Below are 21,044 nucleotides of genomic sequence, written 5' to 3' on the forward strand. Positions count from 1 at the left end.
GGCGCCCGCCCCGCGCCCTGTCATTATTGCCCGCGCTGGTACAGCGGTTTGGGGAAAGCCACGTAACCGCGCTGGCGCATCAGCTCGCGGCGCAGGCCTTCGTGCGGCGTGAAGCGGTCGCGGCCATGCAGCCAGAATAGGTTGTTGATCAGCAGGAAGCTACCCACGCCAACCGGTACCGAAAGCTTCTTCTGGCTGCCTTCCAGCGACTCGGACAGGGCGTTCAGCCAGATGCCCTCCTCGTAGTTTTCCGGCTGCACGAACTGGTCGATGTAGCGCATGGTCGGGCGGCCTTCGGCATCGGTGTCGAATACCGAGTGGAACACATCTTCGGACACCTTCTTGCTCGGCGGTGCGGTCCAGCGCATTTCGCGACGGGCCAGCGGGTGGCGGAAGAATTCGTCGCACTGCTCCCAGTCGTCCAGGTGCAGCAGCAGCGAGTTGCCGCCTTCCATGTTCTTTTCGTCGATCTTCAGCATCAGCACGTAATCGGTGATCTGGTTGACGAAGGTGCCGTCGTTGTGCAGCTCCATGACCCGGTGCGGCTGGCGCAGGTAACTGTCGGAGTTGTCGGTATTGACCACCACGAAGCGGGCATAGAACTGGCCGCTCATGGCGTCGTAGTTGGAGCGGCCGATCAGGTGTGCGCAGGCGGTAGTGAACTTGACCATGTCCTCGGCCTGGCTCACGTCATCCAGGCCGACCGGCGTGATCAGCATGCCGCCGCTGGCGCGATTGAGGATGGTATTGAGCAGCACCGGCCGCAAGGTGCCCTGGCACAGTTCGTCGAGGATTTCGCCAACCCGGAAGCGCAGGAACGACTTGTACTCCAGCGCCTGCACCGGCCACTGGGCAACGGCCTGGACGAACGCTTCGACCGTTTCGCGGGCAAAGGTGAGTTCAAGCAGGCGCGGCGACTGTTTCGAGGGGGCGATGGTGTAACCACGCGGCTCGAGCGGCAGTGGCATCACAAGTTCGTCGATCTGCGTAAAAGCGTTCATGGCAGTGTCCTGGCAAAGAAAGTGGGTGGCGCCGTCCGGGCATGAGCTGGATCAGTGCGGGCGAGGTAAAAATATCGCCACAAACGCTAAATGTCTACATTTTTATTCTTCAGCGACAAAATGCGTATTTGTCCATTGTTTTTCGCCAGCGAACGCTTTCTGTATGATCGGCAAAACGGTTTGAGGAACAGGATCTTGGAAGCGCTCGCCCCCCGGCCAAACTCAGCATTCAGCGGGTATGAGAGGCTCAAGAAGGACATCATTCGCGGCGTGTTCAAGCCTGGGGAAAAGCTCTTGATGAGCACCCTGAAGGAACGCTACGACCTGGGCGTGGGCCCGCTGCGTGAAGCGCTGTCGCAGTTGGTGGCCGAGCACCTGGTCAACGCGATCAGCCAGAAGGGTTATCGCGTGGCGCCCATGTCGCTGGACGAGATGAACGACATCTACGATGCCCGCGCCAACCTGGAGGCGATGATCATCACCTTGGCCATCGAGCGTGGCGACGACGCCTGGGAGGCGTCGGTACTGGCCCACTCGCATACCCTGGCCAAGGTGGTGGAAGTGAAGACCCGCGAGCAGCGCCTGGATGTGTGGGACGAACGGCACAAGGCTTTCCACACGGCCATTGCTTCGGGCTGCGGCTCCAAGCACCTGCTGCAGGCACGCACCTACTTGTTCGACCAGGCCGAGCGCTACCGCCACCTGTGGCTGACCCAGACGGTGTTTTCCGAACAGGCCCTGGAGCTCAAGCGCCAGGAGCATGCAGCACTGGTGGAAGTGATTCTGGCCCGGGACGCCAAGCGCGCCAGCGCCATGATGCGATCGCACCTGATGACTCCGGTGCCGATCATTGCGCAGATCATGCATGCCGAGGGTATCGGCGCACGCTGAAACACCGCGGCGCCTGCTTCGCGGGTAAACCCGCTCCCACAGGGATGTCACCGCTCTTGGGGGCGACGCTGCACCTGTGGGGGGGTTACCCGCGAAGAGGCCAGTGCAGGCAAAAGACGCCAGATGAATTTTTCTTAAATCGCCGCTTGGCTATTCTTTGGCACAATCAAGTCTCCATTAGATGCCCGGAAACCAGCATGCCTCGCGTACTGACCATCGAAGACGACGCCGTCACCGGCCAGGAAATCGTCGCCGAACTTACCAGCCACGGCCTGGAGGTGGATTGGGCCGACAATGGCCGTGAAGGCCTGGCCAAGGCCATTGCCGGCGGCTACGACCTGATCACCCTGGACCGCATGTTGCCCGAGGTCGATGGGCTGACCATCGTCACCACCCTGCGCAACCTGAAGATCGCCACACCGATCCTGATGATCAGCGCCCTCTCCGACGTCGACGAGCGGGTACGCGGCCTGCGTGCCGGGGGGGACGACTACCTGACCAAACCGTTCGCGTCCGACGAGATGGCCGCGCGAGTCGAAGTACTGCTGCGCCGCAATAGCGTGCCCATGACCCAGACCCGGCTGCAGGTCGCCGACCTGCAACTGGACCTGATCAGCCACGAAGCCCGCCGCGGCGAACAAACCCTCAACCTGCTGCCCACCGAGTACAAGCTGCTTGAGTACCTGATGCGCCATAGCGGCCAGGTGATCACGCGGATGATGATTTTCGAGGAAGTCTGGGGCTACCACTTCGACCCGGGCACCAACCTGATCGATGTACACATCGGCCGCCTGCGCAAGAAAATCGACTCTCCCGGCCAGACGCCACTGATCCGTACGGTACGGGGCTCCGGCTATGCCATTGCTGAACCCGTCTAAGGGCTGGAGCTCTTCGACCAGCCGCCTGCTGGCGCTGTACAGCTTTCTGTTCGTGGCCTGGAGCAGCATCCTCATGGGGGTGCTGTACTTCGAGGTGTCCAGCTACCTGAACAAACTTACCCGCCATTCCATGTTGCAGCGCCAGCACCTGTTCGCACATATGAGTGGCAAACAGCTGGACGACGCCCTTGTTGCCAGCCAGGCCTTCGAAGAACGCAGCTTCGACGCCTATGGCCTGTTCGACAGCCAGCTCAACCCGATCGGCGGGCGTATTCGCGCCATCCCACCCGAGCTGGGGCTGGATGGCAAAGTTCACGAACTTAACCGCTGCCTGGACGCCGACGACCCACACATGCCGCGGGACAGCTGCGACGCGGTGGCGATCAAGGTGCAGGATGGCCGCTGGCTGGTGCTGGTGCGCGACAACGGCTCGCTGTTCGTGGTCACCCGGATCATTCTGCACGCCCTGCTCTGGGGCATCTCGCTGACCCTGATCCCGGGCTTTGCCGGCTGGTACCTGCTAAGACGCCGGCCACTCAAGCGCATCCGCGCGATCCAGGCCCAGGCCGAACTGATCGTCGCCGGTGACCTCACCCACCGCCTGCCGCTGTCTGCCCGGCGTGACGAGCTGGACATGCTGGCGGCCATCGTCAACGCCATGCTCGACCGCATCGAGCGGCTGATGCACGAGGTCAAGGGCGTGTGCGACAACATCGCCCATGACCTGCGTACCCCGCTCACGCGACTGCGTGCCCAACTGTACCGAATTCGCCAGCAGAGTGAAGTCGACTCCACCCAGGCCGAAGCGCTGGACCAGGCCATCGGCGAAACCGACACCCTGATGGCGCGTTTTCGCGGCTTGTTGCGCATCAGCGAACTGGAAGACCGCCAGCGTCGGGCTGGTTTCGTCCAGCTTGACCCGCACGAGCTGCTGGTGGAGTTGCACGACTTCTACCTGCCGCTGGCCGAAGATGGCGGCATTCGCCTGGAACTGCAGCAGCCCGCTGAACTGCCGGCATTGCACGGTGACCGCGAACTGTTGTTCGAGGCACTGGCCAACCTGGTGGGCAACGGCATCAAGTTCACGCCTGAGGGTGGGCGGGTGCGGATTACTGCGACGCAGGACGATAAGGGCCTGAACCTGGCCATCGAGGACAGCGGGCCGGGTATTCCGCAAGAGGAACGGGCGGCAGTGCTGAAGCGCTTCTACCGTAGCGATGAAGGCCACCGCCATGCAGGGTTCGGGCTGGGGTTGTCGATCGTTGCGGCGATCGTCGACCTGCATGGGTTCGGGCTGGAGGTGGGGGAAAGCGAGCTGGGTGGGGCCAGGTTGGTGTTGCACTGCCCGCTTGCGGGGCTGCCCAAGTAAAGGCCGGGGGCCGCCATGCGGCCCATTCGCAGCACAAGGCCGCTCCTACAGGGACTGTGGGAGCAGCCTTGTGCTGCGAATGGGCTGCAAAGCAGCCCCAACTGCACCGATCAGTCAGCCAGACGCCAGGTAGTCCCACCCTTGCTGTCTTCCAGCACCACACCCATGGCGGTCAGCTGGTCGCGAATGCGGTCGGACTCGGCCCAGTTCTTGTCCGCACGCGCTTGCAGGCGCGCCTGGATCAAGCCCTCGACCTCAGCGGCATCCACCTTGCCTTCGGCACCGGCACGCAGGAAGTCGTCGGCTTCCAGCTGCAGCACACCCAGCACATCACCCAGCTCGCGCAGGCGACCGGCCAGGCCGGCAGCGGCCTCCACGTCGCTGTCGCGCAGGCGGTTGATCTCGCGCACTAGGTCGAACAGCACGGCGCAGGCTTCGGGGGTGCCGAAGTCGTCGTTCATGGCCACGCTAAAGCGCTCGACAAACTCTTCGCCACCCTTGGCCGCCACCCGTGGCAAGCCGCGCAATGCGTGGTAGAAGCGCTCCAGTGCGCCCTTGGCGTCGCGCAGGCTGTCTTCCGAGTAGTTGATCGCGCTGCGGTAGTGGCTGGCCACAAGCAGGTAGCGCACCACTTCCGGGTGATACTTCTCGAGCACGTCGCGAATGGTGAAGAAGTTGTTCAACGACTTGGACATCTTCTCGCCATTGATACGGATCATGCCGCAGTGCATCCAGGTGTTGGCGTACTGCTTGCCGGTGGCCGCCTCGCTCTGGGCAATCTCGTTCTCGTGGTGCGGGAACTCCAGGTCGCTGCCGCCACCGTGAATGTCGAAGCTTTCACCCAGGCAGCAGGTGGACATCACCGAGCACTCAATGTGCCAGCCCGGACGCCCCGGCCCCCATGGCGATTCCCAGCTCGGCTCGCCCGGCTTGACGCCCTTCCACAGCACGAAGTCCAGCGGATCCTGCTTGGCTTCATCGACCTCGATACGGGCACCGATGCGCAGGTCCTCGATCTTCTTGCGCGACAGCTTGCCGTAGCCAACGAACTTGCCGACGCGGTAGTACACATCACCATTGCCCGGGGCGTAGGCATAACCCTTGTCGATCAGGGTCTGGATCATCGCGTGCATGCCGGCGATATGGTCGGTGGCACGCGGCTCCTGGTCCGGCGGCAGGATGTTCAGGCGGCGCTCGTCTTCGTGCATCGCGTCGATCATGCGGGCGGTCAGAGCGTCGAAGCTTTCGCCGTTCTCGTTGGCCCGGTTGATGATCTTGTCATCGATGTCGGTGATGTTGCGCACGTAGGTCAGCTCATAGCCGCTCTTGCGCAGCCAGCGGGTGACCAGGTCGAAGGCCACCATGCTGCGACCATGGCCCAGGTGGCAGTAGTCATATACGGTCATGCCGCACACGTACATGCGCACCTTGTTGCCATCCAGCGGCTTGAATACTTCCTTCGCTTTGCTCAGCGTGTTGTAGATGGTAAGCACGGCGGTTCCTCAGCTGCCCCAGGAGTCACGCAGGGTGACAGTGCGGTTGAACACCGGACGCCCCGGCTGGCTGTCTTTCAGGTCGGCGCAGAAGTAGCCTTCGCGTTCGAACTGGAAGCGGTCCTCGGGTTGTGCCTGAGCCAGCGACGGCTCGGCACGGCAGCCGCTGAGCACTTGCAGCGAACCTGGGTTGATGTTGTCCAGGAAGCTGCCGCCCTCCTCGGTCTTTTCCGGGTTCGGCGAGCGGAACAGGCGGTCGTACAGGCGCACTTCGCACTCGACGCTGCCCTCGGCCGGCACCCAGTGGATCACGCCCTTGACCTTGCGACCTTCCGGGTTTTTGCCCAGTGTGTCCGGGTCGTACGAGCAGCGCAGTTCGACGATGTTGCCGTCGGCATCCTTGATGGCCTCGTCGGCGCGGATGACGTAGCTGCCACGCAGGCGCACTTCACCGGCCGGCTCCAGGCGCTTGTAGCCCTTCGGCGGCTCTTCCATGAAGTCGTCGCGGTCGATGTACAGCTCACGGGAGAACGGCAGTACGCGCACGCCCATGTCTTCCTTCGGGTGCCGCGGCAGTTCGAGCTGCTCGACCTGGCCTTCCGGGTAGTTGGTGATGACCACCTTCAGCGGGCGCAGCACGCACATGGCGCGCGGTGCGGTGCGGTCCAGGTCATCACGGATGCTGAATTCGAGCATCGACATGTCGACCACACCGTCGGAACGGTTGGTGCCGATCATTTCGCAGAAGTTGCGGATCGAGGCCGGTGTATAGCCGCGGCGACGGAAGCCGGACAGGGTCGACATGCGCGGGTCGTCCCAGCCTTCGACGTGCTTTTCGTCGACCAACTGCTTGAGCTTGCGCTTGGATGTGATGGTGTAGTTCAGGTTCAGGCGGCTGAACTCGTACTGGCGCGGGTGTGCCGGCACCGGCAGGTTGTCGAGGAACCAGTCGTACAGCGGACGATGCCCTTCGAACTCCAGGGTGCAGATCGAGTGGGTGATGCCCTCGATGGCGTCCGACTGGCCGTGGGTAAAGTCGTAGTTGGGGTAGATGCACCACTTGTCACCGGTCTGGTGGTGGTGGGCATGGCGGATGCGGTACAGGATCGGGTCGCGCAGGTTCATGTTCGGCGAGGCCATGTCGATCTTGGCCCGCAGCACGCGCTCGCCGTCCTTGAACTCGCCAGCCTTCATGCGGGCGAACAGGTCGAGGTTCTCTTCCACGCTGCGCTCGCGGAACGGGCTGTTCTTGCCCGGTTCCTTGAGGTTGCCGCGGTATTCCTTGGCTTGCTCAGGGGTAAGGTCGCAGACGTAGGCCTTGCCACGCTTGATCAGCTCGACCGCCCAATCGTGCAGCTGGTCAAAGTAGTCGGAGGCGTAGCGCACGTCGCCGGCCCAGTCGAAGCCCAGCCACTTGACATCGCTCTGGATGGCGTCGATGTACTCCTGGTCTTCCTTGGCCGGGTTGGTATCGTCGAAACGCAGGTGGCAGACGCCCCCGAACTCCTTGGCCAGGCCGAAGTTGACGCAGATCGACTTGGCGTGACCGATGTGCAGGTAACCATTGGGCTCCGGCGGGAAACGGGTGACGATGCTGCTGTGCTTGCCCGAGTCCAGGTCGGCCTGGATGATCGGCCGCAGGAAGTTCGCAGGGACAGCGGGGGCGCCTTTGGCAGCGGCGTTGGGCGCGTTGTCGGCAGTGGGCTTGCTCATAGGATCCTTGAATGCACGTGTCCGGCCTGGGTAGGCCGATTGAATCAAAGGGCCTATCATAGCCGAAGCAGTCAAGCTGCTGACAGTCGGGCCCGGACAAACTGGCGTGATTTATCACGGCTTTTTGCCGTAGCCTGGCAAAATGGCCAGTGCGCGCCATGTGTCGCGATCGCCTGATGCTGCGTCAGGTGATAACCCGCGCCCTGCGCACCCAAATTCCGATTGCCTTGAAAGAGCGAGTTTCAGCATGTCCAAAGTCAAACTGAGCACCAACCACGGCGACATCGTCCTGCAACTGGACGCCGAGAAAGCGCCGCTGACTACCGAAAACTTCGTTCAGTACGTCAAGGATGGCCACTACAATGGCACCGTGTTCCACCGCGTGATCAAGGGCTTCATGATCCAGGGCGGCGGCTTCGAGCCTGGCATGAGCCAGAAGAAAACCCGCGCCAGCATCCAGAACGAAGCCGACAACGGTCTGAAGAACAAGAAGTACAGCATCGCCATGGCCCGCACCATGGAGCCGCACTCCGCCTCGGCGCAGTTCTTCATCAACTCGTCCGACAACGACTTCCTCAACCACAGCGGCAAGAACGTGCAAGGCTGGGGCTACGCGGTGTTCGGCGAAGTGATCGAAGGCCGTGAAATCGTCGATGCCATCGAAAAGGTCGCCACCGGTTCCAAGGCTGGCCACCAGGACGTGCCGAAAGACGACGTGGTCATCGAGAAAGCCGAGATCATTGAGTGATCCTGCTGATCTCCGATCTGCACCTGCAAGAAGAACGCCCGGACATTACCCGGGCGTTTCTTGATCTGCTCGATGGCCGTGCCCGCCACGCCAAGGCGTTGTACATCCTTGGCGACTTCTTCGAAGCGTGGATCGGCGACGATGCCATGACGCCCTTCCAGCAGTCGGTCTGCCAGGCCATGCGTCGGCTGAGCGACAGCGGCACGGCCATCTACCTGATGCATGGCAACCGTGATTTCCTGATTGGCCAGGCCTTCTGCGACGCTGCGGGTTGCACGTTGTTGCATGACCCCAGCGTGATCGAGCTGGGTGGTGAACAGGTGCTGCTGATGCATGGCGATACCTTGTGCACCCGCGACCTGGCCTACATGAAAATGCGCCGTTTGCTGCGCAACCCGCTGAGCCTATGGGTGTTGCGGCACCTGCCGCTGGCGGCCCGCTACAAATTGGCACGCAAGCTACGCAGCGAAAGCCGCACGCAAACGCGGATGAAGTCCACCGAGATCGTCGATGTCACGCCGGAGGAAGTGCCGAAGGTGATGGCGGCGCATGGCGTGCGCACGTTGGTGCATGGCCATACCCACCGGCCGGCGATACACAAGCTGGTGGTCGACGGGCAACCGGCACGACGTATCGTGCTGGGCGACTGGGACCGCCGCGGCTGGGCCTTGCAGGTTGACGAGCAAGGGTTTCAACTGGCGCCGTTCGAGTTTTCCTGACCAGCCGAGTCGCCTTCTTCGCGGGTAAACCCGCGAAGAGGCCCAGTTGCAGGTAGCTAGCCGCTTACCCTGCCCGTGAGGCACGCTGTAGATCACGTTCTACACGCCCAAGGCCTGCGGGTTGCTGCATGCACCCAGCAGTTGCTTGTACACCTAAGGCACCACTGACCGGTTCAGGTACAACGCCTTGCCCGCCTGGCCCACTGCCAGCGTGTTGACCCAGGGAATGCCTTGCAGTTGTTCGAGAATGGCCAAATGAAAATTTTACGTACTACAAGGCAATGGAACGTCTTGAACAGGACCAGACACTTTTTTTCGCGATTGAGCTGCGGTTTTTCCGTTCTCATTCGTCCTAATAAGTGAGGTACCCATATTTCGGGTTCGTCCACGAAAAGGAGCATTCACATGTACAACCCGCAACCCTCGATCCAGGCTGGGCGCGTCCCAGGCAAAGCGCCCAAGGGACAGGATGCTTTTGCTGAAGAACGCATCGGCAACGAACAGATCCGCGAGCTATTGCGCAGCTTCGGCCTGCGCACCAGCCTGATCCGTCTCAAGGTCATCGATGCCTTGCACGCCGCCGACCGCAATGGCCGCAGCATTGGCGTGCGCGGCGTGCACGCGCAACTGGAACAACTGGATATCCCACTGTCGTTCCTCAGCGTGCGCGAAGTGCTCAAGCGCCTGTGCGCCGAGGGCGTCATCCAGCTGGGCAACGACAAATGCTATAGCCTCAACCCCCACGCGCGCGCCGTGCTGGAGCGAACGCCTTCGCGCTGAGCGCATGGCCGGCCATATCTGGCCGGCCCGCCAAGGTCAGGGCTTGACCTTGCGCCGCAGGATGCCGTTGATCACCACAACCACCACAGCGATAGCGATGGCCAGCATCTGGAAGGTCTGCTCACTGATCGTGCCCTGCTTCTGCAGGTGGGACAGGCCCAGCATCAGGCCCAGTACCACCAGGATGATCAGAAGAGAATATTTGAGGCGCTGCACGTGTGTCATCGAAGGTTCCTTGCAACATCAGGGGCAAATGGCTCGCAACGAGCCGCGGCAATGATACAACGGCCACCGGCCCCGGCGCTGCATTTCCTGCTGGGTGGGGCGGCGGCAGCCTGAAAGCATGGGCCTCCCAAGCACCTATGCCGGAGGCACCATGTATAAACCCCTGCTGTTCGCATCGCTGTTCCTGACACCCTTTTCCCTTCATGCACTGGACACCCGCCAGACCCCGGCCGAGCAACTGCTCGAACTGGGGCGCGAACTGGCTGCCAACGCCGGCGCCAGCCAATGGCAACAACTTTGGCAACGCGTGCGCCAGGCTGGATACCTGCAGGCGAATGGTGCTCCGATGCACTTCAGCGTACCACCGTCGCAACTACCCGAACTGGCCCGGCGAACCCTGGCCCAGGCCGACCAGGTGCATGCGCTGCAGCAGACCCAGGCACTGTACCGCCGCAGCTTTGCCGACCAGGTCATCGGCCGGCGCGGCGGGCAGCCGCTGCATGCACTGTGCCTGGTGGTCGACTGGCGCACGCTGCCACAAGGCATGCGCGACACCCCCCAAGCCTACCTGCACAGCGCCAGCCTGCTGAGCAGCTATCCGTGTAATTGAGGGTTACCGGACCCAACACAGAACACAGGAAGAGACCTGATGGGAAATCACCCGCCACAGCCAAATGTTGGAGCCATGTCCTACAGCGCCGGATATCGCTGCCTGCAGAACCTGTTCGCTGAAGCTACAAGCCCCACCCCATATGCCGCCTAGCGACGCGCCTCGGCTGTCACAGAAAATTCAGTCACACCTTCGACATAACGCCGCTGGTGATCGGGCAGCACAGCCCATCCGCCCCGAAGGAGCGCCATATGCAATTGCCAGACTTGAGCCACATCGATATCAGCCAACTGCCCCACTCGCTGCAGGCCCTGATCGACTGCATCGGCATCGACAACGCCTATCAGCTGACCTGCGCCTACGGTGGCAGGCCCAAGTACATTCCCAAGCACCGCGAGCGGACCAAGCTTGCCGACGTGCTGCCGGCCGAAGCGCTCGATGCGCTGATCAAGCGCTTTGCCGGTGTCGCCCTGGAAATCCCCAAGGCTGACCACTTCCTGCGCCAGTTGCGCAACCTGCAGATCCAGAAAGAAAGCGCCAGCGGCTTGTCCCGCAGCCTGCTGGCCGACAAGTACGGCCTGAGCCTGCGCCAGATTGGCAATATCCGTCGCCAGGCATAGGCTATCAATTTGGTTTGAATTTTTTTCAAACAGGCCTGAAATGGATCCATCCTCATCCGCTCCACTAGGTGATCGGTTGTACAACTAAATTCTACCGGCCTGCATTCATCCACACTGGTCTGCGTGATTACGCAGACCTTTGACGCTGAGGCTCTGGGGCGAATCGACGCCTCGTGCAAGTGCTTCCAAGGCCCAGAGACTTTTTTCAATATCGGCCTCATTGCAGCCTGAGAAGCGCACCCCCTTAGATATAGCCTGCTGCCTCATTCGCGAAGTGATTTTTGAAACAGGAGTACGAGTAATAGGAATCTGCTTCGCCTCCGCTTTGCTGCAGAAGGCCGAAGTTAGCTTTCATCGAGTAGTTACAGCACGAAAAGGCTTTTTGTAGGGCCTTAAGTCCCTGATCTAAATAAATTCCAAAAGGTTTCGTATTACCGAAAGCAGGGGCGTATAGTCCTGCATATGTGGTTACTGGCGTGCTCGGTCTTGATGGAGCTTTGGCTGGTTGATTTTGAGTTCAAAACAACGCAGACATCCAATCACAAGACTAGCTACTACTCCAAGCACATTTTGAAATGATAGCTTGCAAAGTCTTCTGATTGGTGCCCGACCAAGCCTGATCTTCAATTTCATTTAACGCGCGTTGGGTATGCATGGGCCGAAGCTCTTGAGATATGGGATCGTACAGATACACATGCAGGCCTTCGTAGATCGCGCGAGATATCTGGCGATGCCAATAAAATCTCCCACCATCAGTTATCCCGGCCTCGTCCAAATGAACATCGTAGTTCCGAATGAGATGGCCAAAAAGCACTCTCTGCGAAATATCTAGAAGCACTTGAGTATGTCGCATATCCGCAGATCGCCAGATCTGACAGCGCGCAACGGGTCGGTTACCACTACATGGAAAATCTACCACCGTGACCTTAGCATAATAGGCGACTAATGCTGAGGTATCGTCGACTAATGCGATTTCGAATTCATCGCCGCCAACCGTGTTCAGTCGATCATCAACTCGAACCAAACGGTACCCAGGCACAGTATTACTGACTGGTTCACCGATACTACACACCCTTTCGGCGCCCGTAAGAGCAGCATACATGGCGGCATTGTCTGCTGTGCGCGTGAGTGTCTCCAGCTCGGCAGAGCACTGTTCAGTGGTAGAGGTCATGGTGGTATCTCGGTGGGAGGGGCATTCCTGTGACCATCAACGCTATCGGAAGCCCCCAGAATCTACAATCGTTCGCGATAAAAAGTCGTCCGAGTCATAGAGCGGAGTAAAGCGTCGACATTGGGCTGCAAGCCTACCTTCTCCAACACCCCGCCTTGCCGTCTGCAGAAACTTTTCCCTCAAAACTCGACATATAGCTTCCTGCTATGCAATGCCATGCCACCTAGGCAACCCACCTGAACACCATGAATGTGGGTATCAGGGCTGTATGACGCTACGTCAGTGTAGCCTCGAGTTCACGACCAGCGGGCCTGGATGTGCGGCTCAGATTCCAGGGGGTAGGAAAGGCACTGAGTGGTGTTCTTGCAGGCTTCTGTCGAATCAAAACCGGGACCTCCGCGTCATTTACCCATGAGCTCGCCACAGTGAATCTGCTCAATGCGCCTGTAGGTCTCATACAGAGAGATCATGCCACCCTGAGCCATGACCTCTAGCGGTGTCCTGCCGTCAAAAAAAAAATTTTCATTCTTCATCCCTGGAAATCCCTTAACATTTTCTTGGTTAGCGAACGTCCCCCTCAAAAAGCCATGTATGCCAATCACCAGGCCAATCCTCTGCTGCTGATCCAAATCGAGTTTGCCGCCACATCCGCCTTCCCGCATCGCGCGCCGAAACGTCGAAGGCGAGATTCGGAGTATCTTACAGGCTTGGCGAGGTGTAGCTTGCCAGGCATCAATTATTCGAAGCGCGACCCTAAGTCCAACTGAGCATTGCTCACCAGAAAGGCGTTGATTGCTCAACATGATACGTACTCCCACTGAAATATAGCGCCAGCATATTATATGCCTCGAATTAGCTTTTTACCACAGCCGCCTCTCGGTCACCACAGCCGTCTCTTCATCACGACACCTTACAGCCTTAATCAATCGGAAGTGTATCGCTCAGTCTCACAAACCACAATTTCATAATTCCAAAAAAGCTCCACCATGGAACTAAACAAGGATACTCACATGACTGACCTCAACCCCTTTATCCAGATCGCTTCTCACTGCAGAGGCAGAACACTGCGTTGGAGACGCAGGTATTTACGAGCTGCGAGCGGTTCAATATCAATAGCTCTGAATGCCCATGAATGGACAATGGCAAACGATATAACAATAACCGCAAGTCATGGACGGCCATCCTCCTGAATTTAACGCCCCCGCGGCATCCGCTTCAAAGTTCAGCCCCTCGCCAAAGCATAAATGCTTCCTCAACACCGGATAAAAAGGATGGGGCTAATTTAAAGCATTCAGGCACAACATGGAACGTCCGAGTCAGCCGGAGCAATGAATGGAGTCCACTTTAGGATCGCGTCATGATGCCCCTTCAATCAGTGAAACGGAGTCACGCGAGCGAATGGGTAGGTGAAAAACTGTATCCTCATACAGAAACCCCAGCATAAGTTGCCCGGTTAATTTTGGGCGGTGAAACTCTGACACTCGTGACAGGTAATCAAATGTTGATCGTTATTTACGACACCACGCTTTAGTGCTCTCACCTGAAACCGTAGAATCATGGCAGGATCCAGCACATCCAGTGTACGACTGGAAGGATCGTCAAGACGTGATGCCAGCCGGCAAAGTATTTACGATGGTTTCCAACGGGAAAAGGCGGTGGGAATTGGCCGGAACCAGGGCACCAAACTGATTGAGGCGGTCAGTTAACAGGGTAGCCAGGGCGAACTAGAGCTCTGAGCTGATAATCGTTCACCGCTTGGAACTGCGATTCAGCAATTACTCGCAAGCGCTCGACCTCCTTGGCAGATTGGCCTGCCACCTGTGCATCGTGGTACAGCTTCATCGCAGCCACTGCGTCGGCGTACATGGGGTCATCGGGCAGAAGGACTGGTGTTTTGTCTCTCATTGGCATACACCGTGGGGGTATCTCATTGGATGGTAGACGGTGGTCGACCAGCTTTGACAAACTGATAATCAATGACAGCATAGTAAAATTAGTCGGCCAGCAGACGTAGAGGCTCAATTTCTTCTGCAGGTGAGCTACTTTGTCCTGCACCGCAATTTACACGTATGGCTTCAAGTACGTCACGGAGCAAGGGTTCGCCAGCAAGAGCCAAACCCTCCAAAATTTGTTGCATAAGCCGATCCAGCTATGGGACCAGAACATTATGGGACGATTCACAGAGCGGTCCAGCCATCTCGGTCACACTCTTTTGCTAACTCTCCCGCTCGAGCATCAGCCCGGTCGCACAATTACAGGTAGGCCTGTAGACGGGCCATCGGACCCTAGTTCCCTCACCATTCCCGAGTCCGCAGGGCTTACCGCCGTGTGCTCTCTAGTTCCCGATTAGGTGCGATATTTAAATCTTATCCGATCTTATTGGCCGAGAAATTATTTTATTATACGTCAACGTACTAAATAATACATATATGGTGGTTATGGCGACGAAAGCCACCCAGGCCACCGGATGCCTTTACCGCTTCTGCACAATTAGTCGAGCACCCTCGCCTATTGATTTGCCTGGCTCAATTCTCTTGTAGGCGGTCATTCACACCCCGTGTACTGGTGTCGCCGGTTGCCGGGTCGTTCAACGTCGCCCGCTTGATGTGTACCTGGAGGGAATGCCGGTTGAAGTCATCTGGTGTCGTCAGACGTGGATTGCACCTGGTCGCTGCGGGACTTTGGCGTTCAGCACGCTCAGTCAACACCCGGCCGATTGGGCCAAGTTGCACGGGGTCGACGACTGGGGCGGCCATTAGGATTAGGGTGCGATGAGGGAATTGTTGTAAGACTGCAATTGATACGGTGAGGCGTTCGTTTTTCATCTGGACGTGACGAACCGCCAGGCGTGGTTCATAGGCTCAGCATAACTTTGGGCGAACCGATACGAGCGACTCCACTAATTGGATGGCAGATAACGAACCAGAGCTGCCCTTCATGAGAACCGATTTCGGACGCCTAGCAAGTGCTGATGATTGTTGGGTCCACTGAATTCGGCTAGCCAGTTATTCAGCAGAGATTGACTGATGAACACGAATCAGATCTATCAATTCAAATATGCGATCAGCTTTACACACTAGGTGTGCCCAACTGAGAGTCCTTTGCAAACTCGATGGCCGCGTTGATGGCTGCCCGGGCTTGGGGGCTATTCTTCCAGCAACTCGATCCCACTGCTGCCGATGCCTGAGTCAAGATGTCACAAGCATTCGCTTTGCTGAGCACAGCTAGCGAGTCAATGCCCATCTGCTCAAGGCGAGCGATAACGGCCGGCCCTACGCCCTTTAGGGCCAACAGACTTCACCTAATGATGATCGAGATCAAACCAGAAAGCGCCTTTGATGATGAGCGTCATCAATGTAAGGTATTGGTTGCCTTACTGCATCAGCCAAACCGTCGGGATCATCGAATGACTCGGCCAAGTCGGACTGAATATCTTCACGCAAGCCCATGGCTATGGATGCTGCCGGTGTCGGTAAGAATCTTGGCCTGAAGCCAATCCCATATTTCAGGGGCAGGAGCCAAGCGGATACCGAAGTCGGATAGCCCGGACAATTCAAGAAGTGACGTAGGAGGATACGGCCTATCCATAGGTCGCCTTGTGTTTGAAATGATGTTGCGGTGCCGGGGCTTCAGGAGTCTATTCAGTGCAGGAGGGAGAACTGAGCCGAAAGACGATTGGCTCAACGCGAACTATGCATGATGATTGCCCCATCCAGCGTGTCATGCGGCACTCCATACCAAGCGCTCGCACGGGAGGCAGACCCGATCAGCTCTTATCATCATGCACAGTGACTCTCACTCCCGTAGCCACGATCTCGTACTCCGTTTCGGAGATCTTGTTCACGGTACCACCCATCTGCATTTCGAAATGCTTCAAGCCTTCATGTCGAACCATTCCGCTCGAAGAGCGCTCAACGGTCTCGTCTTGGTAGATGTAGATGACGTACTCGACATTATCCGTGCCAACCCCAACTATTCTTCCAACATATTTATCTGCCATGACCGGACTCCTTGGGTGAAGCCTTAAGGTAGCCGGTGCCAATAGATCAATCCACTGCATTGGTGCGTTAATCATAAATATGATGCTGGTCTCATGCAGCAAGGGGTGCCCCGGCCCGGAAGGCTCGTTCGATCGTCTCCCTGTCGGGTTGTTTAGTGGTTATGGGTAGGTTCTCAGCCTTAAAATGGTGGCGTGTTGGCGCCGATCAGGACTGAAATCAGGGTTGAGCTCATCAGGTAGCCCCCTTGGCTCCAAACTGACTCACCGCCGACTTCAGGACTGGGATGATGTTCATTGCCAGTAGGCCTATGATGAAGGAAACGCCGAACTGCGTTTCTCCGCTTGTGCCAAGGCCGAAGTAGCTGATGGCGAGCGGGGTGCAGAAGACTGCCGAAGCGAAGCCGGTGAAGAAGGCGGCGACCGCCTGGCCTCGAGTGAGACCCCGCAGGAAGGTCAGCGAGAGGATCGCGCCTGCGAAGCCACCAATGATCACGCCGTACTTCACCAGCAGGACGCCGGCAGTCGTACTTGCTGGTTCGGCCATGAGTGGTTCCTAGAAGAAAAGGCCCGGAGGGGAGGCCCTATTGAGGGACCGGGCAACCGTGCGGAGCAGCACATAACGAAAAGCCCCGGAAGTTCCGAGGTTTAGAATGGTAAGCGTACATCCGTCGATCTGATGGGAAGCTAATTCACCTGAACAAAAAAACCGCCCGAAGGCGGCTAGCTAGTGATTTATTAGCGCTATCCCAATTCATTGGGCGCTTCAATCAGCTCAAATGTTCTACTTCACGACTTTCGCGGATCATTTTTGACATCTTTCTCAGCAACCTTGTCGTGCCGACTATAGAGTTCTGCCTTTGAAGCCCGCTCGGTGTTGGCCCCCTTACTTCCCTCCGCCCTTGGGCCTTGGGGAGATGTATTTTCGCCAGAACTTCTTTCACCCTGGCTCGATGTTTTATCTGTCATATAAACCTCTGATGAGCCCGGTTATACGGGCTCAAATAAATGAATTACTCAGCGAGTGATCCATCATGTGTACGCATCTGCCTCCGTTCACTCTCCGGACCTTTATCAAGGCCTGGCTCGTCATCATCTGGGGTGTAGCCCAGAGGGTCATCAGCTTCGAGGCGCGTATGTGGCGGAAGAGCCGTATTTGGTTGGGCGCCTCTACCAACGACGCCCAGGATAAGTCCAACCAGCCTGCTGATTACTGAACTTTTCCGTATTTGAAGCTTTTTGACGTTCAGGGGACTGAGGATCTTGTTCAGGCGTAGCGTCGGGATCGATATAATCGTCCCTATCCTCTGGGCTAGATTTGTCCAACCCCTCACGCTTTTCTGTACCTGATTCAACTTCCAATTTAAGTCCCGGAGATCCATCTGGCTTGGTAATGTCACTAGACATAAGTACCTCTCAATAACTCAGAAAATCTGAGCTAAATCGAGTATGCGCCCTAAGTCTGGCATAGGGTGAAATACCAGACCACCGGGACAATTAATAAGACTGGCGCAGCGTAGGGACTCTTGAGACGCTCTTCGGGCAAAAAAAACCGGCTCGGTGGCCGGGTTCTGTTTATCACTCCTCAACATGCGCAGGAATGTCAGGATGAACGTACATTGGCTAATTGGTTCAGTCGCAGTCAAGCGACATTTGCGACCAAATGGCCTTCATGGTCGAGAATGTGCTGCGCTTCCACCAGCGCGGCGTCTACCTCAAGCTCCAGAGCGCGCAGGATGTCTCTCCTCCAGCGCTCCTGAGTCTTGATTGGGTGCGGGTCATTGCTCCAGTTGTCCATCTCGCACCAGGCCGCTGGCAGAACGCTCGTACTGCGCTTGCCATCGGCTCCAGGAAGCTTGGGCATGGCCCAGATCAGGATGGCGCACTGGCGGAAGCGATCCGGGGCCGGCGAGCGATGGGTGCGCGTCAGCTCCTCGATGGACGCGTGCTTGCGGTCCACGTGGGTGGAGTACCCCACTGCCCTCAGCTTCGAAGTAGCAGCTTCTATCAAACAATAGATAACCCACTGTTCTTCCTGACAAAAAAACAGGTGCGCGGGTCAATGGCAGCGAAGTGTTCACTCTTCTATACGTGGTCACAGCAAGCTGTGCCGACAGGGATTAACGTCGATGCCATTTGGGCCACTCTCTCATTCGGGAGCAAAGCTGCACACCAGTGCGGTCTACGGCCTCTTTCCCGCGCTTTGGGAACCATAGCAAAGCATTCGGCGGGTGACCTACCCGGATCAGTCGGCGAATGCTTTTCTAGATCTCGATGTCAGTGGAGATCTGACGTCATGCCCATCCTGTTTGCTGCGCGATAGCGCAGCCCGGAAGGGCTGGGTGATCTCTCATTGAATTTCTTCAGCTTTCCTTCCTTGCCGTTCATGTAGATTGGACCGCCCTTGTCGGCATGAACATTAATGTTGCCGGGGCACGTCGCGTTTAGCATCGAAATTCCGGCCTACGCAGCACCCGAGGCAGCTAGCAAAAAAACCATCAGCAAATGCTTCATTTTAAGCTCCATGAGCTGATCAACAGATAGTGAAGAAAAGCTTAGTTGCGCGCTACCCGTCAGCGCCTACGCCGATGAGAATGCCTCCCGGCAAGGACAGTTCGAAGAATGAGTGCGACACACGCTGGGTAAAGAATCTAGCCACGAGGGTTAGAGTCGTAGCGCTGACTTGTATCCGTTATCAGCGCTGTGAAGCTGCCAGTAAAGCCATAACGAAGCTCCCTAGGCATTTCATAGGAAAAGTGAACAAGCCAGGAGCCCTCGTTAAGTCGAACCGTTTCCCTTCGGTACCGCTCAACTTGAGTCTCGTCAATTCCAACTGCTGCAGCGACTTCTTGATTGGTCGGCTCGGTATTCAAGGGATTTTCTCCAGCCCCAGTATGGGGTGAGCCGCATCATTACGCTCGTTAATTGCAAATAGCCATGCAAATTGTGATTAACACGCACCCGGCGAAGGCGGCACATGCCCGGGACAAAGTCATGAACGACGAACAACGCCAACAGGAACGGATCGCTGTCGGTGAGGCTGCGCCTTGCACACGCCCTCCAGGCATGCCCGTTCGTGGCTCGTCATGACCTGCTCGGTCATCCCCCATAACTCCGGATGCAAGGCTATCGGCTCGGCATCTACGCCAACACCTGCGTAGTACTGGGCATCTGCAGCACAGGCTAGGGCGAGGTTCTGGGCATGTGAGGTCGAACCCACCACGCCGAGCGGAACACCTTGCGAAGCTTTTGCATCTGCGGTTTCGATGGCAGCTTGCTTCGCTTATGCTTCTCCGTATACCCCTCACTGTCGCGGTGAATCATCTGGCCTTCGAGAAGGTAGCTGAGCGTCGATAGGCCTAGCTAGTCGGTCGAGCTTCCGCCTTCAGAAAGTCCAAAGCGCAAGCATCGGTTGACCCGATGTAAGCATGCGACGAACCCAGTCCCGCTCGCGGGAGCTGTTCATCTCTTGCTCCTGAAAACAATGAGTTTCGTATGGTCAGGTCTCATTACCCTGACCCAAGATGTATCTAAGGTGTTTGATAGAGGGTGAGTCGGGTTCGTGTCTGCATAGATTTGAGAAAATGTCACACTGAAAGTGGTGCCATCCTGTTGTGTCGAAATGACTGATACGCGTCCCGCCTGGGCCTTTGCTATTTGGCTGACTATGAATAACCCAAGCCCTGCATTACGCATTTCAACAGGCTGTTTCTGCCCACGTACCAGAGGTTCGAATAAACGCTCTAAAAGGTCAGCGGGAATTGGAGCGCCCATATTGTGGACGGTGATGACGGCGGTCTTATCTTGGTTACAAGATCTCACACTCACCGGTGACTGTGGGTCGCCATACGCAATGGCGTTGGCGACAAGGTTTCCAATGACTTGGAAAAGGCGGTCCTTATCGAACAGGGCGAGACGCTGGCCAACGTGAGCGTATGTTAATTGATGACGGGGAAATGCCAAACGTAGTTCTTCCAGGCATCCTTCCACGGCGCTCGGTAGATCCGAGACTGTAGGGTGAATGGGAACACCTCGCCCAGACTGGATAAGCGTGAAATCCAGAACGTCCGCCACCAGTCGCTGAGCACGCGCCACAGAGTGGCTGATATGCCCGAGCAACTTGAGCGTTTCAGTAGAGTGCGGGTGGCGCCCCAGAAGCTCTGCCGCCATGCTTATTGCTAAAAGTGGTGTACGTAGGTCATGACTCACGATACCAAGCATCTGTTTGGAGAGCATGGCCTGCTTGTCCGCAGGGGTCTGAACGATATAGACACGGCTTCGGGAAAGCAGTGCACGCTGTGCCTTCAAATTTTTCGCCAGGCACCGCTCGGCCAGCAGCCGGGCAGTCAGCAGCTCACGTGTGTACCTTTGCTCCTCGGTGTTGAACAAGGTCAGCTCATGAACGATGGCCTTTGAATGCATGCAGGTAATGGCACTCGACATCATCGGCAGTATGAAGCCCGCATGGTGCACGAGATCGAACTTGACATTCGCCACCGCACCCTGGAGCACCATCAAGGGTTGCCAGTACATCTGATGAAAGGTCCTGGCCTCCACACTCAACAGTTGCTGAATTCGCATGCCGTGGAGTTCTTCGAATGTGTAACCGATCCACCGACAAAACGTAGGGTTGGCGCTTTCAATGCGCCCGCTTTCTGCCGTCAACAGCACGCCATAATCGGATTCGTCCAAATATATTTGCGAAGCAAGGTCAGGCCTCTTTTTGCAGGTCGATGTAGCGGCGTGGTTCCAAAGAGTGTTCAAGACTCAAGCTCCTGCGATGAAACACCACGCCCCTGCCGGATATGGAGGGGTGATAGCACCCTTCC

At 57.6% G+C, this 21,044-nt stretch carries 19 protein-coding genes and 1 pseudogene; 8 read left to right on the forward strand and 12 right to left on the reverse strand.

The genetic code is table 11. The features are described 5' to 3' along the window. Window positions 1–23: 23 nt before the first annotated feature. Window positions 24–1,001: a glutarate dioxygenase GlaH gene (gene glaH, locus CAY82_RS07145; RefSeq protein ID WP_087500586.1), complete on the reverse strand. Its 978-nt coding sequence runs from the start codon at window positions 999–1,001 to the stop codon at window positions 24–26. Window positions 1,002–1,196: 195 nt separating this feature from the next. On the opposite strand from glaH, the gene csiR reads away from it, so the two are divergent. From csiR to CAY82_RS07160, 3 genes are all read left to right on the forward strand, one after another. Then, the gene (gene csiR / locus CAY82_RS07150; protein ID WP_087500587.1) at window positions 1,197–1,892 is read left to right on the forward strand and encodes a DNA-binding transcriptional regulator CsiR; all 696 of its coding nucleotides are present in this window, start codon (window positions 1,197–1,199) and stop codon (window positions 1,890–1,892) included. Between the two features lie 197 nt (window positions 1,893–2,089). Continuing rightward, window positions 2,090–2,770, forward strand: coding sequence for a response regulator transcription factor (locus CAY82_RS07155; RefSeq protein ID WP_087500588.1), 681 nt, complete (start codon window positions 2,090–2,092; stop codon window positions 2,768–2,770). Then, complete coding sequence (locus CAY82_RS07160) at window positions 2,748–4,139, forward strand: HAMP domain-containing sensor histidine kinase (RefSeq protein WP_087500589.1); 1,392 nt, start codon at window positions 2,748–2,750, stop codon at window positions 4,137–4,139. The genes CAY82_RS07155 and CAY82_RS07160 overlap by 23 nt, the downstream gene beginning before the upstream one ends. A gap of 110 nt (window positions 4,140–4,249) precedes the next feature. Here CAY82_RS07160 and cysS read toward each other — a convergent pair whose 3' ends face one another. Then, window positions 4,250–5,632, reverse strand: coding sequence for a cysteine--tRNA ligase (gene cysS / locus CAY82_RS07165; RefSeq protein ID WP_087500590.1), 1,383 nt, complete (start codon window positions 5,630–5,632; stop codon window positions 4,250–4,252). 9 nt (window positions 5,633–5,641) lie between these two features. Then, a complete protein-coding gene (locus tag CAY82_RS07170; protein WP_087500591.1) occupies window positions 5,642–7,345 on the reverse strand; it encodes a glutamine--tRNA ligase/YqeY domain fusion protein in 1,704 nt (567 codons plus the stop codon). Between the two features lie 247 nt (window positions 7,346–7,592). Here CAY82_RS07170 and CAY82_RS07175 point away from each other — a divergent pair, with 247 nt between their 5' ends. The 3 genes from CAY82_RS07175 (at window position 7,593) to CAY82_RS07185 (ending at window position 9,592) form a co-directional block, all read left to right on the forward strand. Further along, window positions 7,593–8,093: a peptidylprolyl isomerase gene (locus CAY82_RS07175; RefSeq protein WP_087500592.1), complete on the forward strand. Its 501-nt coding sequence runs from the start codon at window positions 7,593–7,595 to the stop codon at window positions 8,091–8,093. Beyond that, window positions 8,090–8,812 carry a UDP-2,3-diacylglucosamine diphosphatase gene (locus CAY82_RS07180; protein ID WP_087500593.1) on the forward strand — a complete coding sequence of 241 codons (723 nt, stop codon included), beginning with the start codon at window positions 8,090–8,092 and terminating at the stop codon, window positions 8,810–8,812. Before CAY82_RS07175 ends, CAY82_RS07180 begins: the two co-directional genes overlap by 4 nt. A 405-nt stretch (window positions 8,813–9,217) precedes the next feature. Then, window positions 9,218–9,592 (forward strand): fe2+ zn2+ uptake regulation protein, encoded by a 375-nt coding sequence (locus tag CAY82_RS07185; protein ID WP_087500594.1) that lies wholly within the window; start codon window positions 9,218–9,220, stop codon window positions 9,590–9,592. Window positions 9,593–9,628: 36 nt separating this feature from the next. Here CAY82_RS07185 and CAY82_RS07190 read toward each other — a convergent pair whose 3' ends face one another. Further along, entirely contained in the window at window positions 9,629–9,817 is a 189-nt protein-coding gene (locus CAY82_RS07190; RefSeq protein ID WP_003248064.1) for a hypothetical protein, read from the reverse strand. 151 nt (window positions 9,818–9,968) lie between these two features. Here CAY82_RS07190 and CAY82_RS07195 point away from each other — a divergent pair, with 151 nt between their 5' ends. Both CAY82_RS07195 and CAY82_RS07200 read left to right on the forward strand, forming a co-directional pair. Continuing rightward, window positions 9,969–10,427, forward strand: coding sequence for a hypothetical protein (locus CAY82_RS07195; RefSeq protein WP_087500595.1), 459 nt, complete (start codon window positions 9,969–9,971; stop codon window positions 10,425–10,427). A gap of 251 nt (window positions 10,428–10,678) precedes the next feature. Beyond that, window positions 10,679–11,047: a Mor transcription activator family protein gene (locus CAY82_RS07200; RefSeq protein ID WP_087500596.1), complete on the forward strand. Its 369-nt coding sequence runs from the start codon at window positions 10,679–10,681 to the stop codon at window positions 11,045–11,047. 547 nt (window positions 11,048–11,594) lie between these two features. Here the strand turns inward: CAY82_RS07200 and CAY82_RS07205 are convergent. The 8 genes and pseudogenes from CAY82_RS07205 to CAY82_RS07260 form a co-directional block, all read right to left on the reverse strand. After that, window positions 11,595–12,218 carry a hypothetical protein gene (locus CAY82_RS07205; protein ID WP_087500597.1) on the reverse strand — a complete coding sequence of 208 codons (624 nt, stop codon included), beginning with the start codon at window positions 12,216–12,218 and terminating at the stop codon, window positions 11,595–11,597. A 401-nt stretch (window positions 12,219–12,619) separates the two neighbouring features. Next, entirely contained in the window at window positions 12,620–13,021 is a 402-nt protein-coding gene (locus CAY82_RS07210) for an antitoxin Xre-like helix-turn-helix domain-containing protein (protein ID WP_087500598.1), read from the reverse strand. Between the two features lie 895 nt (window positions 13,022–13,916). Continuing rightward, on the reverse strand, window positions 13,917–14,123 hold the full coding sequence (locus CAY82_RS27010; RefSeq protein ID WP_087500599.1) for a hypothetical protein: 207 nt from the start codon (window positions 14,121–14,123) through the stop codon (window positions 13,917–13,919). Between the two features lie 1,164 nt (window positions 14,124–15,287). Continuing rightward, the gene (locus tag CAY82_RS27015; protein WP_087500600.1) at window positions 15,288–15,512 is read right to left on the reverse strand and encodes a Pathogenicity locus; all 225 of its coding nucleotides are present in this window, start codon (window positions 15,510–15,512) and stop codon (window positions 15,288–15,290) included. A gap of 472 nt (window positions 15,513–15,984) precedes the next feature. Then, a complete protein-coding gene (locus tag CAY82_RS07230; RefSeq protein ID WP_087500601.1) occupies window positions 15,985–16,218 on the reverse strand; it encodes a hypothetical protein in 234 nt (77 codons plus the stop codon). Window positions 16,219–16,450: 232 nt separating this feature from the next. Continuing rightward, the gene (locus CAY82_RS07235) at window positions 16,451–16,762 is read right to left on the reverse strand and encodes a peptidase M48, Ste24p (protein WP_087500602.1); all 312 of its coding nucleotides are present in this window, start codon (window positions 16,760–16,762) and stop codon (window positions 16,451–16,453) included. Window positions 16,763–17,857: 1,095 nt separating this feature from the next. Then, window positions 17,858–18,187, reverse strand: a pseudogene (locus CAY82_RS07245) (hypothetical protein); the annotation flags it as partial. A gap of 1,490 nt (window positions 18,188–19,677) precedes the next feature. Beyond that, on the reverse strand, window positions 19,678–20,979 hold the full coding sequence (locus CAY82_RS07260; RefSeq protein WP_256576236.1) for a PAS domain-containing sensor histidine kinase: 1,302 nt from the start codon (window positions 20,977–20,979) through the stop codon (window positions 19,678–19,680). Window positions 20,980–21,044 lie beyond the last annotated feature (65 nt).

This window comes from Pseudomonas sp. SID14000 (genome assembly GCF_002165135.1).
Taxonomy (GTDB): Bacteria; Pseudomonadota; Gammaproteobacteria; order Pseudomonadales; family Pseudomonadaceae; genus Aquipseudomonas.